The following is a 16,311-nucleotide window of genomic DNA, read 5'->3' on the forward strand; positions in this document are numbered from 1 at the left end:
AGCCGCTTATGAAATTACCGACTATATCGTGAGATATTACAGCGCACTCAGGCCACATGAATATAACGGTGGGTTGCCACCAAACGAATCAGAAAATAGACACTGGAAAAACGCTAACGCGGTGGCCAGTTTTAGTTGACCACTACACACAGCGCCTGTGCTTTGTTGATTTTTTCCCAAGTCACGACCTCTTCGCTTCGTCGCTGCCCTCTTCGTCGCTTTTACTACGGGTCTCGATTTCCACCGGCAGCGCAATATGGTCGGAGTGAGTATTTGCCGATAACGCTTTTGAGACGCCAGTCATCAAGGAAGTCGTCTTCGCCCTCGCGCAGGTGCAAGGTGATTTGCGTACCGCGCTCCGGCTTGGTGATATCGGCGATGGTGTAATTCCCCTTCGCCGGCAGATTCCCAGAACACCCCTTCGTCGGGTTTAGCGCCGGCAGCACGGGTGCGGACGGTGACCTTGTCCGCAACAATAAAGGCCGAACAGAAGCCAACGCCGAACTGGCCGATGAGCTAACTGTCTTTTAGCTGATCGGATCCCATTGATTTCAGGAACGCCTTGGTGCCGGATTTGGCAATCGTACCTAAATTGTCAATCACTTTCTCGCGATGCATGCCGATACCATTATTGCTGAGGGTGATAGTGCGTTTTTCTTTATCGCAGGACAGGCGTACGCGTAACTCGCCATCCCCTTCGTATAAATCGGGCTGTGACAGGGCGCGAAAACGCAATTTGTCCGCCGCTCTGATGCGTTGGAAATCAGCTCGCGCAGGAAAATTTTTTTATTAAAATAAAGGGAATGGATTATCAGATGAAGCAGCCGCTTTACTTCCGATTGAAACCCGCGGGTTTCTTATCCTTTCATACTCATGTTATACCTTAATCCAAAATGCGACCAAACAGGCGGTTAAAGACGGCAATGGAGTACAAATAAGGATAAGGGAGGACTATTTCAAGCGGAAGGTGAAAAAAGCGTACCCCCGGCCGGCGGACCGGCCCAAAGTGGCGTCAGAACTTGATGGGATGACGGCCCGCCAGCGAATGGGACAGCGTGGTGCTGTCCACCATTTCAAGTTCGCCGCCTACCGGGCACGCCATGGGCGATACGGCTGGCCATGACACCGTAATGCGCGCACATTTCAGCGATATAGTTGGCTGTCGCCTCCCCCTTTTACCGTCGGGTTGGTGGCCAGGATGACCTCCTCAATGCTTTCGTTCTCAAGCCGCTCCTGCAGCCGCCCGAGACCGATGTCGTCCGGGCCCGATACCATCGAGAGGTGACAGGTGCCCCATCAGCACAAAATAGCGCCCGGCGAACTGGCCGGTCTACTCAATAGTATGGATGTCCGCCGGGCTTTCCACCACACGCAGATTTGGCCCGACTGCTGCCGGCGGGGATTGGCGCAAATCGTGCAGACAGGCTGCTCGGTGAAGGTGTGGCAATCCGCACAATGGCCAATTTCCGACATCGCGCGGGTCAGCGCCTGCGCCAGAGGCATCGCGCCGCTGCGATCGCGCTGCAGTAAATGGAAAACCATACACTGCGCCGATTTCGGCCCGATGCCCTGCAGGCAGCGCAAGGCCTTCGTCAATGCCTCCAGTAAGGGACTGGTTTGCATCAGCACGGCATTTTAAAACCAGGAGGAAGCTGCATGCCGCTGGAAACAGCGGCCATTTTTTCCTTCTGGGTTTCGGCAATACGGCGGGCGGCATCGTTGAACGCCGCAGCGATCAGATCTTCCAACATATCTTTGTCATCGTCCAGCAGACTGGGATCGACTTCGACACGGCGGCAATTGTGCGCGCCATTAATTGTGACCTTGACCAGGCCGGCACCCGACTCCCCTGTCACCTCCAGCTGCGCGATCTCTTCTTGCATCCGCTGCATTTTTTCCTGCATTTGCTGGGCCTGTTTCATCAGGTTACCCATTCCGCCTTTACCAAACATAGTCTCCTCTCTTAGTTGCATCGGGCCGCACTGGAGGCGTCTTGCCGCAGCGCGGCGGGTTATACGGGCCGGATGCTGTCTTCATCCAGCTCGGCGTCGAAAAAGCGTCGCAGCATCTGAATGTGCGCATCGTTCAGAATCGCTTCCCGCGCCCGCATCAGTTTCTCTTCATAAATCGCCTGGCGCCATTCCAATGGCGTTTTCATCGCCGGATTATCATCTTCCGTTACGGTTAATTCAACCGGCGCCCCCAGTTCGGCGCTCAGCGCGGCGCACAGGGCGCTTTGCGCCGAGGCCGAGTTTAGATGACGCTGCGAGGCGCGCAGGTGCAAACAGACTTTGCCCGGCGCCAAATCCTCTTTCCAGGCGTTCAAAGCCAGCTGCTGCACCAGTTTAGGCACCGCCAGACGGTTGACCTGCGCCGCCCAGAGATCGCGTGTCAGCGACTCTTCGGCCAGGCACAACGCTAGCTCTGGCGTTTTTTCATGCTCCAGCGCCGTGCGCAGCGCCTTCGGGGTCGTTACCGGCTCCGGAGCTGCCTCGTGCTGTTGGCTGGCACGCCAGCGGTACGCCTGCGGCCGCGGGGCTTTCGCCGGCTCTTCCCGGCCGGCGGCGGGTTGGCGCTGCTGTGCGCGTTCGCCCACGGTGGCCAGCCGCTCCAGCGCGGTGACTGCGGTTTTTTGGCGCGCCGGCGGCGGTTCATCCTTTTTTATTTTTTGGCTTTCCTGCCGCTTTAATAGGGCGGTGCGGGCCTGCAAAAGCTGCGTGGTCGCATCCGGCAACGGGCTATCGCCTTTAGAAGACGGCGCGAAAGATGCCCGCAACGCGTCCTTCTCAGGCCTCAGCACGCCGTCTTGCCACTCGCCCTGGGCTTCATCATCATCGAAGCCGCTGGCGGCATAGGCCTGCATTAAACTCTCTTCGTCGCTATCGACCCGGCTGGGCTGACGACCGCCAGACGACGACGAGGTCTGCGCGCCAGTCAATGATCCCGCTACCGGAGCAGTGCCGACGCTAAGGCCGCCCTCAGCGACGGGCGCAGGCCCCGGCGCTGCCGGTCCAGCCGCAGGATTGGCGCGCGTATTCTGCCTCTTTACCACTGCCGGTTGCTGGCCGGCGCCAGCACCGCCGGAGAAGAAGAACGACTCGGGCACCCCCTGCGCTGGCGTCGCCGCGTTCGCGCCGGCGCGCCTGGCATTGTCAAGCGCTAATTGCGCCGGTGCAGGCCTGGCAGCGGACGCGTCCGGGGCACCGACTGCTGCGGCCGCGCCGGTGGCAGTGCTGTCGTGGCGCCCGGTAGCGCCGAATTCAGCCGTTTTTTTTCCCGTGCTGGCGGCGGTCGTCACCGTTCCCACCTCGGCGGGATGGAACGCCAGCGCGCGCAGCAGCGTCATTTCCACCCCCATCCGGGGATGCGGCGCAAAGGGCAACTCCTTGCGCCCGATAAGCAGGGTCTGATAGTACAGTTGCAGATCGGCCGGCGGCAAACGCCGGGCCAGGTCGCGCAAACGCGGTACGCTGCCCGGATCGTCCTCATCATTCAACTGGTCGGGCACCAGCTGGCCCAGCGCCAGACGGTGCAGTAAAGAAAGCATCTCGACAAGCAGACTTTCCCAATCCATACCGCGGGCAGCGCATTGCGCAAGTTGTGCCATCATCGCGCCGCCGTCGGCGGCGGCCAGCGCCTCGATAAGCGCCAGCGGCTGCTCGGTGTTAAGCGTTCCGAGCATCAGACTTACCGCCTCGGCGCTCACCTCCCCCTGTCCCATGGCGATGGCCTGGTCGGTCAGACTGAGGGCGTCGCGCATGCTGCCGTCGGCGGCGCGGGCCAGCAGCTGCAGCGCGCGTGGCTCGGCAACGATCCGCTCCTGCTGCAAGACGGAGGACAGCTGGTTGCGGATCTGCTCAACATCGAACGCCTTTAAATGGAATTGCAGACAGCGGGAAAGGATAGTCACCGGCAGTTTTTGCGGATCGGTGGTGGCCAGTAAAAACTTGACGTGTGCCGGCGGTTCCTCAAGGATTTTCAGCAAAGCGTTAAAACTGTGGCGGGACAGCATATGCACTTCATCGATCAGATACACCTTGAAGCGGCCGCGCGCCGGGGCATATTGAACGTTATCCAGCAGCTCACGGGTGTCTTCAACTTTAGTGCGCGAGGCGGCATCGATTTCAATCAGATCGACAAAGCGGCCCTGCTCGATTTCCCGGCAATTATCACATTGGCCGCAGGGGGTGGCGGTGATACCGGTTTCGCAGTTCAGCCCTTTGGCCAGCAGACGGGCAATCGTGGTTTTACCCACGCCGCGGGTGCCGGATAAAAGATAGGCATGATGAATCCTGCCCAATGAAAGGCCGTTCGCCAGCGCCGTCAGGACATGCTCCTGGCCTACTACATCGGCAAATGTTTGCGGACGCCACTTACGGGCAAGCACCTGATAGCTCATGAGTCGCGATTTACGTCGGGGGAACAGAGGGCCATGCTAACACAGCCCCGCACCGCAGCGCGAGGCTGTTGTCATCAATGGCCAGGGAAGAGTACCAGGCTATGACTGGCTACGCCGATACTGTTAAGAAGCGTTTCACCCCCGAGGTCGGCCAAATTGATAACGAAGGCCGCATCCTGCACCTCGCCGCCGAGCCGCCGAATCAGTTTCACCGTGGCGCAGATAGTCCCTCCCGTGGCCAGCAGATCGTCCACCACCAGTACTTTATCGCCGGGGACTATAGCGTCTTTATGGATTTCGAGGCTGTCGGTGCCATATTCCAGCACATAGTTTTCACTGATGGTTTCACGCGGCAGCTTGCCGGGCTTGCGCACCGGAACAAACCCCAGCCCCAACGCCAGCGCGACCGGTGCGCCGAACAGAAATCCACGCGCTTCGGTGCCAACGATTTTCGTCAGGCCGGCATCGCGAAAGCGATCGGCCAACAGCGCAATGCTGGCGGCATAGGCGCGCGAGTTTTCCAGCAGGCTGGTGACATCGCGAAACAGAATGCCGGGTTTCGGATAGTCCGGAAGCGATTTGATGTTTTGCTTGATTAATGCTAATTGTTGTTCCGTAGCGGTCATAGTGGGTATGCCTGGAAAAGCCTCAATTCATCATCAACGCGGCGCCTGTCATGGCTTAAACAAGACTGACCGCGCACGAAAGCGCTCAAATCTATGCAAACTACCGCAAAAATGCAACCGCCGGTAAACGTTGAGGAGGCAAATTATTGACGTGGCGCACGCTGCGCCGCCGCGTCCTCTGCGTTAATGCAGTGCATCACTGAAAATGATGGGGTATTATCATAAAAGTCGACTCCGATGTCATTCATTACAGGTAAATGGCGTGCACGCATCTCAACTGATTACCGCCCTTGGCGCCCGACTTAACGAATTAGCCGCACGCATCGACGCTCAGGGGCACCCACTGGTGCAGCAATCCCGTTTCGATCCCCTGTTGTTCAGCGTACGCGGCAACCGGCTTCAGGATTACCTGTCCGAGAGCCGCGCAACGCTCTCTCATTTGACCAGCGCGGTGGAACAGGGCCGCACCGAGCGCGTTGCCTGGCTGTCCCAGCGGCTCACCGATCAAATGTTGGCACTCTCCCGCGAGCTGGCCACGCAAAATTTGCTGCACGGACACCCTGCCAGCGCGCCGGCCGAAGATGTGTATGCCCGCCTGGCCGAATATCAGGATTATAAGCGGCGGCTGCTGGCGATGATCCGCGATCGCGATAGCTTGCGCACCGCTGCAAACGATCTCGCCCGTGCTCGGCAGCTACAGCAGGAAATCGCCGCGCTGGAAGGACGTCTTATACGTTGCCGGCAGGCATTGACCCGTCTGGAATATCAAATAGAGCGCCGCGAACGGGGCGAATAAACAAAATAATTCCTCCGGTGGCACAAATTAGTTACCTATTCATCTTTAAAAATGTAAATAATATCATTTATGCTTCAGTTTACAGCCTGAGTTGTGCAGGAGAGCGAGGTGACCCTCGAAGACGAATCTCCCGAAATCAGATTGGCAATCGATTTGATTATGCTGCTGGAAAAAATGAACTGGCGCCGGGAGCTGGTGCTGGCGGCATTGGAAATCGTCAAAAATGATTACTTGCGCAAAACGGATACAGCGGAGTAAGCGTTTTCAGGCTGTGTAAGCGCAGATCCTCAGGCGGAGTGCGGCGCGTCGTTTTGCCCGCAGCGCAACATCGGGCTGATGCGTAGCATGTTGATAAGCCCAAATACCAGGGTGCGCGACTCGGCTTGCAGATCAAAACTGCCGGGAATGAACAGCCAGTTTTCCATGAGGCCGGTCATGTAAGCGCGCAACATGATCGCCGCACGCCGGTAGTGCAGTGTTGCGGGTAATTGCTGCTGTTCGATGCAGCGGCTGAGTGTCGCTTCCAGCCGGCCGTAACATTCATCAAACAGTTACGATCGCACTTCCTGGTACTGCGCCATTTCACCCACAAATTCGCATTTATAAAACAATATTTCTATAAGCTCACGCCACTGGCGGTTAGAAACGGTAGCGTCAAGAATGTAAATCATTGTCTCGGTTAACACATAAAGTGGATTGTCTGGATATTTTGTTTGATACTCTGTTTCAAAATCTTGGATCTTACTGTCAGCCGTGTGAAGTATTTCATTGAATAACTCAGCTTTATTTTTGAAGTGCCAATAAATTGAGCCGCGCGTTACCCCGGCCAGTACCGCGATATCATTCAGTGATGTGGCGGATACCCCTCTCTCTGAGGAAGGCCTTGATGGCGGCGTCCAGTATATGCAGACAGGTTTCCTAAGCCTGTCGTTTGGTTTTTTGTGCCATAGCCCCGTTTTAGCGGGGTCTTTGGATTTACATACATTCTTGAATGTATGTAACATAGCATAACGAAAAATATAACGCAGCACTGTCTTTGGGGCTTGTGATCACTTGATCAATTTTTTCAAATCGGAATCTTGGAGTTTATCTATGAACAAAAACAGAGGGCTATTGCCTCTGGCGGGCGTTCTGATGCTTTCCGGCAGTTTTATTCTCGCAGGCTGCGATAATAAAGAGGCTAACAAAGCAGGAAATCAGCAGCAGGCTCCCGAAGTGGGCGTTGTGACGCTAAAAAAACAAGCACTGAATGTCACTACCGACTTACCCGGGCCGCACAGTTTCTTTTCGTGTCGCGGAAGTCCGCCCGCAGGTCGATGGTACTATCCTGAAACGTAACTTTGTCGAAGGCAGCGATGTCACGGCAGGTGTGTCTCTGTATCAGATTGACCCTGCAACCTATCAGGCCGCCTATAACAGCGCCAAGGGCGATCTGGCCCAGACGCAGGCGAATGCCGGCATTGCCCGGGTGACCGTCAACCGCTATAAAAAACTGCTCTCCACCAGCCATGTCAACCGCCAGGACTATGATTAGGCGGTGGCCACCTTGGCGCAAAATGATGCCGCCGTGCAGGCCGCTCAAGCCGCGCTGGAAACCGCCCGCATTAATCTGGCTTACACCCGCGTCACGTCTCCGATAAGCGGCCGCATCGGCAAATCTGTAGTGGCACACTGAATTTAGCCACCTAAACAGAGGTGATATGTGCTCACCTTAGAACAACACGGGTGCACCAATAAAAAGAAAAAATTTTAGTCCTGAATTCAAACTCGAATCCACTCAACTGGTTGTCGACCAAAATTACACCGCCGCGCAAGCAGCAAAAGCCATGGACGTCGGCCTTTCTACGATGACGAAATGGGTAAAACAACTGCGTGATAAGCGACAGGGGAAAACATCAAAAGCCTCTCCCATAAACCCCGGAACAAATCAAAATACGTGAGCTCAAGAAGAAGGTACAACGCATTGAAATGGAAAATGAAATATTAAAAAAGGCTACAGCATTCTTGATGTCAGACTCCCTGAACAGTTCTCGTTAATCGGGAAACTCAGAGCGCATTATCCTGTGGCCACACTCTGCCACGTGTTCAGGGTTCATCGCAGCAGTTACAAATACTGGAATAGTCGTCCTGACAGGCCAGACGGCAGGCGAACGGTATTGCGCAGTCAGGTTCATGAACTGCACATATCAGCCATGGTACCGCTGCTGGCGCGAGAAGTATCGCCACCATGGCAACCCAGAGAGGCTTCCGGGATGGGGCGCTGGCTCGCAAGCAGGGTCATGAAAAAGCTGGGGCTGGTCAGTTGTCAGTAGCAGACGCACAGGTATAAGCGTGGCGGTCAGAAGCATGTTGCGATCCCGAATTATCTTGAGCGCCAGTTCGCTGTAACGGCGCCAAACCAGGTATGGTGCGGCGATGTGACGTATATCTAGACCGGGAAACGCTGGGCATACCTTGCTGTTGTTCTTGATCTGTTCGCGAGGAAACCGGTGGGCTGGGCTATGTCATTCTCCCCGGACAGCAGACTGACCATCAAAGCACTGGAAATGGCATGGGAAACGCGTGGTAAACCAGCCGGAGTGATGTTCTACAGCGATCAGGGTAGCCACTATACGAGCAGGCAGTTCCAACAGTTGCTGTGGCGTTACTGGATCAAACAAAGCATGAGTCGGCGGGGTAACTGTTGGGATAACAGTCCGATGGAGCGCTTCTTCAGAAGTCTGAAAAACGAGTGGATACCGGTAACGGGCTACATAAGCTTCAGCGAAGCAGCTCATGAAATTACCGACTATATCGTGGGATATTACAGCGCACTCAGGCCGCATGAATATAACGGTGGGTTGCCACCAAACGAATCAGAAAATAGATACTGGAAAAACGCTAACGCGGTGGCCAGTTTTAGTTGACCACTACACTTCGCCACGGCCCATTATGACCAGCGCCGCGCTGGAAAATATTGTGTCAGGTCAGTTTTATGCCTAAAGAGAGCAAAACCGACACAGCTCAGCCGCGCTGGGCGATAAAACCGTCGATAAACTTGCGGGTCCACTGGGGCACGCACCGGCTGGCCGGGCCATAGAATTTTTCCTCGAACTGGCTTTCTACCTGGCTCGGCGCCAAATTCAACTCAATGGTGCGCGCACCGCAAAGGCGAGCTTCATGCACGAAGCCGGCGGCCGGGTAAACATGCCCCGAGGTGCCAATCGCCAAAAAACAGTCGGCGCGGGCCAGCGCATGATAAATGTCATCCATCCCGAGCGGCATTTCACCAAACCACACCACATGAGGACGCAGCACGGCGGGAAACTGGCAGCAATGACAACGGTCGGTTTCCGTCACGTCATCGATCCAGTCAAGGATCTGGCCGCTTTGGCTGCAGCGTACCTTCAGCAACTCCCCGTGCATATGGATAATGCGGCGGTTACCGGCGCGTTCGTGCAGATTATCGATGTTTTGGGTAATCAGCAGGAAATTATCACCCAGCATTTGCTCCAGTTCAGCCAGTGCCAGATGGGCGGCATTCGCCGCGATCTCCGGTTGCTGCAGCTGACGGCGGCAGGCGTTATAAAACGCCTGCACCAGCGCAGGATCGCGGGCAAAGCCTTCGGGCGTGGCGACATCCTCTACCCGGTGCTCCTCCCACAACCCGTCCTCGGCCCGGAAAGTGCGAATCCCCGACTCGGCGGAAATACCCGCCCCTGTCAGTACCACAACGAAAGGTTTTTTCATTTTGGTCACCGCTAGTGAGCCTCGGTGAAAAATACGGGCGCGCAGGCGCTGTTGCTTTAACCTTTTACCTTTGCGAAACCGGATTAACCGGCGATGTATACGCATGCACGCTGTTCCTTATGGAAGGGGCCTTATTGACCGCTCAATACCCGGGCGGGATCGATGCGGCTTGCACGCCGCGCCGGATACCAGCTCGCCAGCAGACTCAGCAGCAGCGCCTTCGCCAGCACGCTGGTCACATCCACCCAGTGCAGCTCGGTGGGCAGAAAATCGATAAAATAGATATCACCGGACAATAACCGATGACCCAGCACCCGCTCCAGCCCCTTCACCAGCGTGGTCAGATTGAGCGCCATCAGCACGCCGACCGCCGCGCCGCAAACGCTGCCGCTCAAGCCCGCCAGCAGGCCATACCAAATAAAAATAGCACGAGTCAGCCCGTCTTTGGCCCCTAGCGTGCGTAAAATCGCGATGTCGGCGCTTTTATCCTTCACCGCTATCACCAGCGTAGAAACGATATTGAAACAGGCGACGCCTATCACCAATACCATCGCCAGGTACATGATGGCGCGAATCATTTGAATATCGCGGCACATATAGCCGTAGGTGCCGATCCAGCTGCGAATTTTGACGTAGGCGTTGGTGACCTCGCCCGCATCGCGAACCAGCTTGTTGGCGTTAAACACATCGCTGACCTTAATGGCGATGCCGCCCACATCTTCGCCGCGCTGCAAATAGCGCTGGGCGTCCGCCAGAGGCACCATCGCAAAACTGTGATCCAGCTGGCCGTTGAGCGCCAAAACGCCGCTAACCTGCAAGAGGATACGTTTTGGCTGCAGCAGCGTCATTTGCGGGTCGCTGTTGGGGATCATCACCGTCAGCCAGTCGCCGGGCTTGACTTTAAGCGTGTCGGCAACCCCTTTCCCCACGATGATTTGCTGTTGATCGGCCTGAAAACGCGCCCAAGCATTATCCTGAACATAGCGCGGCAGCGCGCTTAACCGCATTTCCAGCGCCGGGTCGACGCCTTTGACCTGTATTGCTTGCAACTTATCGTCACGTTCGACCAGGCCGGTGAAATTCAGATAAGGCGCGGCGGCGAGGATACCCGGCACCTTTTCAATGCGTTTTAACACCCCCTGCCAATCGGCAAACGGCGGATCCACCGGCTCGATTTCCCCGTGCGGCACGACCGCCAATATCCGGTTATTCAGCTCGCGCTCGAACCCGTTCATGGCGCTGAGGCCGATAATCAGAACCGCCACGCCGAGGGCAATGCCAATGGTGGAGATAACCGAGATTAACGACACCATACCGCCCCGCCGCCGCCCGCGGCTGAAGCGAAGCGCAATCTGTAACGACAGCGGCATCTTCATTGCGCGGCTCCCAGCAGCGCGCCGTCAGCCTGTAGCGCGCCGTCACGCATTTCCAACTGCCGATGTAGCCGCTTCGCCAATTGAAAGTCATGGGTCACGATCAGAAAAGCGGTGCCTTGGCACATGTTCAGCGCGCACAGGAGTTCAAAAATACTGGCGGCATTGCGCTGGTCCAGATTGCCGGTCGGTTCGTCGGCCAGCACCAGCGCCGGATGATTCACCAGCGCGCGGGCGATCGCCACCCGCTGCCGCTCGCCGCCAGACAGTTCAGCCGGTCGATAATGGCCGCGTTTCTCAAGCCCCACCGCCGCCAGCATTTCCCGCGCTGTTTCTTGTGCCTGTGCTGGACGAGCGCCGCCAATCAGCAGCGGCATTGCCACATTTTCCAGCGCGGTGAAGTCTGGCAGCAAATGATGGAATTGATAAATAAACCCCAGCCGCCGATTGAGCACCATGGCGCGTGCAGCCGATGAGAGCTTGTTCAGCGGCTGTCCTTCAAATATCACCTCGCCGCCGGTCGGTTCATCCAGTCCGCCCAGCAGGTGCAATAGGGTGCTTTTACCGGAACCGGAACTGCCGACAATCGCCATCATCTCGCCGCGCTCTAGCGTGAAACTGACGTTACGTAATACGTCGGTGTAAAGCTTACCTTCCTGATAACGTTTGCTGAGTTGGGAGCAGTGTAACAAAGGGGTCTCATTCATAGCGTAAAGCCTCAGCGGGATGAACGGAGGCAGCGCGCCAGGAAGGATAGATTGTCGAAAGCAACGCCACGACCATGGCCGACAGCGCGATGATTGTCACCTGTAGCGGTTCGATAGCGACCGGCAGCGCGGCGCCGTCAAGCAGCGCCCCGAGTATCGGCATCAGCCGGTTCAACTGGCTGGCCAGTAAAACCCCCAGCCCGGTCCCCAATAACGCACCGACAATGCCGGCACTAGACCCCTGGGCGATAAACACCAGCATTACCTGCTGGCGGGTCAGCCCCTGGGTTTGCAGAATCGCTACCTCGGCCTGTTTTTCCATCACCAGCAGTCCGAGCGAGGTGATAATATTGAACGCCGCTACCGCGACGATAAGGCTTAACAGCAGGCCCATCATGTTTTTTTCCATCCGCACGGCCTGGAACAGCTCGCCCTTACGTTCGCGCCAGTCATGCCACACCAGCCCGTCAGGCAGCGGCCGGGCGCTTAATTCATCTACTGCCAGCGGCTGCTGCAGCCACAAGCGCCAGCCGGTGATACAGCCGGCCGGATAACGCATCAGGCGCGATGCATCCTGCTGATTGACCAGCAGTTGATAACCATCCACTTCACTGTTGGCGGCGAAGGTGCCGACCACGGTAAAGAGCCGCTGGCTGGGAATCCGGCCCATCGGCGTGAATTGACTGGCGCCGGGCACCATCAGCCGCACTGCATCGCCGTGTTTGACACCGAGCGCCGCGGCCAGCTCATCGCCCAGGATCACCCGGTATTGGCCGGCCACGAGGTCGTTCTGACGCGTGTCCACCAGATAATGCGACAAGGGTTCGGGATCGGTCGGGTTTACGCCGAGCATAACGCCGACCGCCACGCTACGCGCGCTTTGCAGCACCACATCACCGGTGGTCAGCGGCGCCACGCGCGTCACGCCCACAAGCGCGTCTGGCACCGAGGCCGGAATACGTTTAGGATCTAGGCGCCCCTCGGGGCTGGTCAACAGCGCCTGAGGCATCAACCCGAGAATGTTGCTCTCCAGTTCACGCTCGAAACCGTTCATCACCGACAATACGGTCACCAACGCCATGACGCCAAGCGTGATGCCGATGGTGGAGAGCCAGGAGACAAAACGGCCGAAGCGGTCTGCTGCCCGCCCGCGTATATAGCGCAGGCCAATATATAATACGACAGGTTGATACATTGATTTCCGTCTGGATGCGGTTGCGAAAGCAAAGTGATCAAGGATAATAAAGGGTCGTATGGCATTATGGAACCATTAAGCGCCGTTGTGGCCGGCTTTTATTCCTGAAAGCGCGCATTTTTTAGCCATCGCCCCCGCCGCTGCCGCATTTCACCGCAGGCTGTGCTGCGATAGCCCCGTGATGTGAGAAAAGAGATTCATCATTGGCTATGTTCAGAACGCGATCGTTATACCTTACCTACCCAAGCCGGCAAGAAGCTGATCCTGGGTCAGCTTACCGGCAGCGGCGCCGTCGAATGCGCCGCCATCGTCGACCGCTATTCGGGACCGCTGCTGCTCATCACCACCGACATGCAAAGCGCGCTGCGGCTGCACGATGAGATCCTGCAATTCACCCGTCACCCGGTATTGACCCTACCGTACCGAGAAACCCTGCCCTACGAGAGCTTTTCTCCCCATCAGGAAATTATTTCCGACAGGATCGCCACCCTCTACCAGCCGCCTTCGCTTGCGCGCGGCGTTATTATCCTGCCGGTAAATACCTTGATGCAGCGGGTTTGCCCGCACACCTTTTTGCATCGCCACACCCTGTTGATGACCAAAGGCCAGCGTCTGTCCCGGGAGACATTGCGCGCGCAGCTGGAGCAGGCCGGCTATCGCCGCGTCGATCAGGTACGGTGAATTAGCCACCCGCGGCGCGCTGCTGGATCTTTATCCCATGGGCAGCGAAGAGCCTTACCGCATCGATTTTTTTGACGATGGGATAGACAGCCTGCGCATTTTCGGTGTCGATACCCAGCGCACATTGCAGGAAGTGACCTCCATCAATTTGCTGCCAGCGCACGAATTCCCCACCGACAAAGCCGCCATAGAGCTGTTTCGCAGTCAGTGGCGCGAGCAGTTTGACGGTCCGGTGATTTTCTCGGTGGAAAGCGAGGGGCGGCGGGAAACCCTGAGCGAGCTGCTGGCGCGGGTGAAAATTCTGCCGACGCTGATAAACCGGCTGGAGGACGCCGCCGCACCGGGCGCTTATCTCATCATCGGCGCCAGCGAGCGCGGCTTTATCGATGCCCCACGCGCACGGGCGCTGATTTGCGAAGGATTTCCCTTTAAGCCCACCGCAGATCAGAGCCAGGCGATTAACGCGGTGCTGAGCGACATGTACCAGCCGCTGGCCATGGACCGCGTGGTCTGCGGCGATGTCGGCTTCGGAAAAACGGAAGTGGCGATGCACGCCGCTTTTCTGGCAATTGAAAACCACAAACAGGTAGCCGTGCTGGTGCCGACCACCTTGCTGGCGCAGCAGCATTTCGACAATTTCTGCAACAGGTTCGCTAACTGGCCGGTGCGTATCGAGATGATTTCTCGTTTCCGCAGCGCCCGGGATCAGGCGCAGGTGCTGGAGCAGACCGCCGAAGGCAAAGTGGATATTCTCATCGGTACCCATAAGCTTCTGCAAAGCGATGTCAAATGGCACGATTTGGGTTTGCTCCTCGTCGACGAGGAGCACCGCTTCGGCGTGCGCCACAAGGAGCGCATCAAAGCGATGCGTGCCGACGTCGATATCCTGACCCTGACCGCCACGCCTATCCCGCGCACGTTGAATATAACGATGAGCGGCATGCGCGATCTGTCGATTATCGCCACCCCGCCGGCGCGGCGGGTGGCGGTGAAAACCTTTGTGCGTAAATACGACGTGCTGGTGGTGCGTGAAGCCATCCTGCGCGAGGGTACTGCGCGGCGGCCAGGTCTATTATCTTTAATGTGGAAAATATTGAGAAAGCCGCCCGCCGCCTGGAAACGCTGGTGCCCGAGGCACGTATCGCCATCGGCCACGGTCAGCTGCGCGAGCGTGAATTGGAGCGGGTGATGAATGATTTTCACCATCAACGTTTTAATGTGCTGGTGTGTACTACCATCATCGAAACCGGTATCAACATCGCCAATGCCAATACCATTATCATCGAGCGGGCGGATCATTTCGGCTTAGCGCAGTTACATCAATTGCGCGGCCGGGTCGGCCGTTCGCACCATCAGGCTCACGCCTACCTGCTGACCCCGCTGCCGAAAGCACTAAGCCAGGATGCCCATAAACGGCTGGAGGCGATCGCCTCGCTGGAGGATCTCGGCGCCGGCTTCACGCTGGCGACGCACGATCTGGAAATTCGCGGCGCCGGCCAGCTGCTGGGGGAAGATCAAAGCGGCCAAATGGAAACGATTGGCTTTTCTCTGTATATGGAGCTTTTGGAAAGCGCAGTGGGCGCCCTTAAAGCCGGCCGCGAGCCCTCGCTGGACGATCTCATTCGCCAGCTGACCGAGGTGGAACTGCGGATGCCCGCGCTGCTGCCGGAAGAGTATATCCCCGACGTCAATACCCGCCTGTCGCTGTATAAACGTATTGCCAGCGCCGCCGACGATCGTGAAATCGAAGACCTGAAAGTGAAGCTCATTGATCGCTTCGGTTTGCTGCCCGATCCGGCACGCTATTTGCTGGCGATAGCCGGCCTGCGGCAGCGGGCGCAAAGTCTGGGGATCCAGCGTATCGAGGGCAACAATAAAGGGGGCTTTATCGAATTCAGCGCCACCAATCGCGTCGATCCTGTTTATCTTATTGGTCTGCCCACGCGCGAGCCTGGGACTTATCGGCTAGACAAACCGACCCGCTTGAAGTTTATCTGCGACCTGGCGGACCGCATGACGCGACTGCAGTATGTCGACGGGCTGTTGCGAGAATTGCAGCAACATACGCTGAGCGCTTAACATGCGCAAACGCCGCGCCAGGGTAGCACCCCCGACGCGGCGTTACAGATTTTGATGCGGCTATGGCTGCGGTGACAACCCGCCGTCTAGCAATATTAGGCCTGGTCGTTCAGCACCAGTTGACCGTTGCGGTCCAGGGGAATTTTCGTGCCCGGATCGTGGTCCATGCAAATTTTGCCTTGCTGATCGCCAATTTTATACGTGACGCCATAGCCCAGCAGTTTTTGCGATTTATCATACACCATCTGGCAACGCTGGCGGTTGGTGGTATACGTATCGCGATCCTGTAGGTTGCCCTGGACCTGATTGCCCGCATAAGCCACCCGCTAGCGCGCCGGCGACGATTGCGACATCCCTGCCCCGCCCGCCGCCGAACTGATGGCCGAGGACCCCGCCAGCCACGGTGCCTAATACCGAACCGGCGATTTTGTTCTCGTCCTGCACCGGGCGGCGGTAGGTCACGGTGACCGTACGGCACTCCTGACGCGGCGTTTTAATCGTTTCATTGATGGGCGATGCCGTGACGACCTGGGCGTATTTCGGGCTGGAGGAAAACACGTCCAGCCCGGCTACCGCCGCGATACCCGCCGCGGCGGCAATACCGATGCCAACGCCTGCCAATAATGATTTATTCACGGGTGTAGTGGCACACTGAATTTGGCCATCTGAACAGAGGTGATATGCTCACCTCAGAACAACACGGGTGCACCAATGAAAATAAAAAAT

At 57.2% G+C, this 16,311-nt stretch carries 9 protein-coding genes and 8 pseudogenes; 6 read left to right on the forward strand and 11 right to left on the reverse strand.

Annotation, left to right across the window (positions count from 1 at the left end; genetic code table 11):
• Positions 1-139: pseudogene (locus ACTBDU_RS11730) on the forward strand (IS3 family transposase); the annotation flags it as partial.
• Between the two features lie 10 nt (positions 140-149).
• Here ACTBDU_RS11730 and ACTBDU_RS11735 read toward each other — a convergent pair.
• The 5 genes and pseudogenes from ACTBDU_RS11735 to apt form a co-directional block, all read right to left on the reverse strand.
• Positions 150-824 (reverse strand): annotated as a pseudogene (locus ACTBDU_RS11735) (ATP-binding protein); the annotation flags it as partial.
• A 188-nt stretch (positions 825-1,012) separates the two neighbouring features.
• A pseudogene (recR, locus tag ACTBDU_RS11740) lies at positions 1,013-1,623 on the reverse strand (recombination mediator RecR).
• On the reverse strand, positions 1,623-1,952 hold the full coding sequence (locus tag ACTBDU_RS11745; RefSeq protein ID WP_438806572.1) for a YbaB/EbfC family nucleoid-associated protein: 330 nt from the start codon (positions 1,950-1,952) through the stop codon (positions 1,623-1,625). Before ACTBDU_RS11745 ends, recR begins: the two are co-directional and overlap by 1 nt.
• Positions 1,953-2,011: 59 nt before the next feature.
• Complete coding sequence (gene dnaX / locus ACTBDU_RS11750) at positions 2,012-4,399, reverse strand: DNA polymerase III subunit gamma/tau (protein ID WP_438806573.1); 2,388 nt, start codon at positions 4,397-4,399, stop codon at positions 2,012-2,014.
• A 74-nt stretch (positions 4,400-4,473) separates the two neighbouring features.
• Positions 4,474-5,025: an adenine phosphoribosyltransferase gene (gene apt / locus ACTBDU_RS11755; protein WP_438806574.1), complete on the reverse strand. Its 552-nt coding sequence runs from the start codon at positions 5,023-5,025 to the stop codon at positions 4,474-4,476.
• Between the two features lie 262 nt (positions 5,026-5,287).
• Between apt and priC the strand changes: the two genes are divergently transcribed.
• Positions 5,288-5,821: a primosomal replication protein PriC gene (gene priC, locus ACTBDU_RS11760; RefSeq protein ID WP_438806575.1), complete on the forward strand. Its 534-nt coding sequence runs from the start codon at positions 5,288-5,290 to the stop codon at positions 5,819-5,821.
• A gap of 108 nt (positions 5,822-5,929) precedes the next feature.
• Entirely contained in the window at positions 5,930-6,079 is a 150-nt protein-coding gene (locus ACTBDU_RS11765) for a DUF2496 domain-containing protein (RefSeq protein WP_438806580.1), read from the forward strand.
• A gap of 29 nt (positions 6,080-6,108) precedes the next feature.
• Here the strand turns inward: ACTBDU_RS11765 and acrR are convergent.
• A pseudogene (gene acrR, locus ACTBDU_RS11770) lies at positions 6,109-6,730 on the reverse strand (multidrug efflux transporter transcriptional repressor AcrR).
• A 183-nt stretch (positions 6,731-6,913) separates the two neighbouring features.
• Here acrR and ACTBDU_RS11775 point away from each other — a divergent pair.
• Both ACTBDU_RS11775 and ACTBDU_RS11780 read left to right on the forward strand, forming a co-directional pair.
• Positions 6,914-7,487, forward strand: a pseudogene (locus ACTBDU_RS11775) (efflux RND transporter periplasmic adaptor subunit); the annotation flags it as partial.
• A 67-nt stretch (positions 7,488-7,554) separates the two neighbouring features.
• A pseudogene (locus ACTBDU_RS11780) lies at positions 7,555-8,727 on the forward strand (IS3 family transposase).
• Between the two features lie 97 nt (positions 8,728-8,824).
• Here ACTBDU_RS11780 and cobB read toward each other — a convergent pair.
• Genes cobB through lolC form a run of 4 tightly spaced genes read right to left on the reverse strand, consistent with a single transcriptional unit; the run spans position 8,825 to position 12,825 of the window.
• Complete coding sequence (cobB, locus tag ACTBDU_RS11785; protein WP_438806576.1) at positions 8,825-9,655, reverse strand: Sir2 family NAD+-dependent deacetylase; 831 nt, start codon at positions 9,653-9,655, stop codon at positions 8,825-8,827.
• Between the two features lie 26 nt (positions 9,656-9,681).
• Positions 9,682-10,926: a lipoprotein-releasing ABC transporter permease subunit LolE gene (lolE, locus tag ACTBDU_RS11790; RefSeq protein ID WP_438806577.1), complete on the reverse strand. Its 1,245-nt coding sequence runs from the start codon at positions 10,924-10,926 to the stop codon at positions 9,682-9,684.
• Positions 10,923-11,630 (reverse strand): lipoprotein-releasing ABC transporter ATP-binding protein LolD, encoded by a 708-nt coding sequence (gene lolD / locus ACTBDU_RS11795; RefSeq protein WP_438806578.1) that lies wholly within the window; start codon positions 11,628-11,630, stop codon positions 10,923-10,925. The genes lolE and lolD overlap by 4 nt, the downstream gene beginning before the upstream one ends.
• Positions 11,623-12,825 (reverse strand): lipoprotein-releasing ABC transporter permease subunit LolC, encoded by a 1,203-nt coding sequence (gene lolC / locus ACTBDU_RS11800; protein ID WP_438806579.1) that lies wholly within the window; start codon positions 12,823-12,825, stop codon positions 11,623-11,625. The genes lolD and lolC overlap by 8 nt, the downstream gene beginning before the upstream one ends.
• A 636-nt stretch (positions 12,826-13,461) precedes the next feature.
• Here lolC and ACTBDU_RS11805 point away from each other — a divergent pair.
• A pseudogene (locus ACTBDU_RS11805) lies at positions 13,462-15,585 on the forward strand (TRCF domain-containing protein); the annotation flags it as partial.
• 95 nt (positions 15,586-15,680) lie between these two features.
• Here ACTBDU_RS11805 and ACTBDU_RS11810 read toward each other — a convergent pair.
• Positions 15,681-16,221 (reverse strand): annotated as a pseudogene (locus tag ACTBDU_RS11810) (glycine zipper 2TM domain-containing protein).
• Positions 16,222-16,311 lie beyond the last annotated feature (90 nt).

The organism is Sodalis sp. (in: enterobacteria), assembly GCF_051710625.1.
Taxonomy (GTDB): domain Bacteria; phylum Pseudomonadota; class Gammaproteobacteria; order Enterobacterales; family Enterobacteriaceae; genus JBPESN01.

Bases quoted from the DNA above. Each gene is read 5' to 3' on its own strand.
- lolD (WP_438806578.1), bottom strand. From the start codon at position 11,630: ATGAATGAGACCCCTTTGTTACACTGCTCCCAACTCAGCAAACGTTAT.
- ACTBDU_RS11745 (WP_438806572.1), bottom strand. From the start codon at position 1,952: ATGTTTGGTAAAGGCGGAATGGGTAACCTGATGAAACAGGCCCAGCAA.
- lolC (WP_438806579.1), bottom strand. From the start codon at position 12,825: ATGTATCAACCTGTCGTATTATATATTGGCCTGCGCTATATACGCGGG.
- cobB (WP_438806576.1), bottom strand. From the start codon at position 9,655: ATGCGTATACATCGCCGGTTAATCCGGTTTCGCAAAGGTAAAAGGTTA.
- apt (WP_438806574.1), bottom strand. From the start codon at position 5,025: ATGACCGCTACGGAACAACAATTAGCATTAATCAAGCAAAACATCAAA.
- dnaX (WP_438806573.1), bottom strand. From the start codon at position 4,399: ATGAGCTATCAGGTGCTTGCCCGTAAGTGGCGTCCGCAAACATTTGCC.
- lolE (WP_438806577.1), bottom strand. From the start codon at position 10,926: ATGAAGATGCCGCTGTCGTTACAGATTGCGCTTCGCTTCAGCCGCGGG.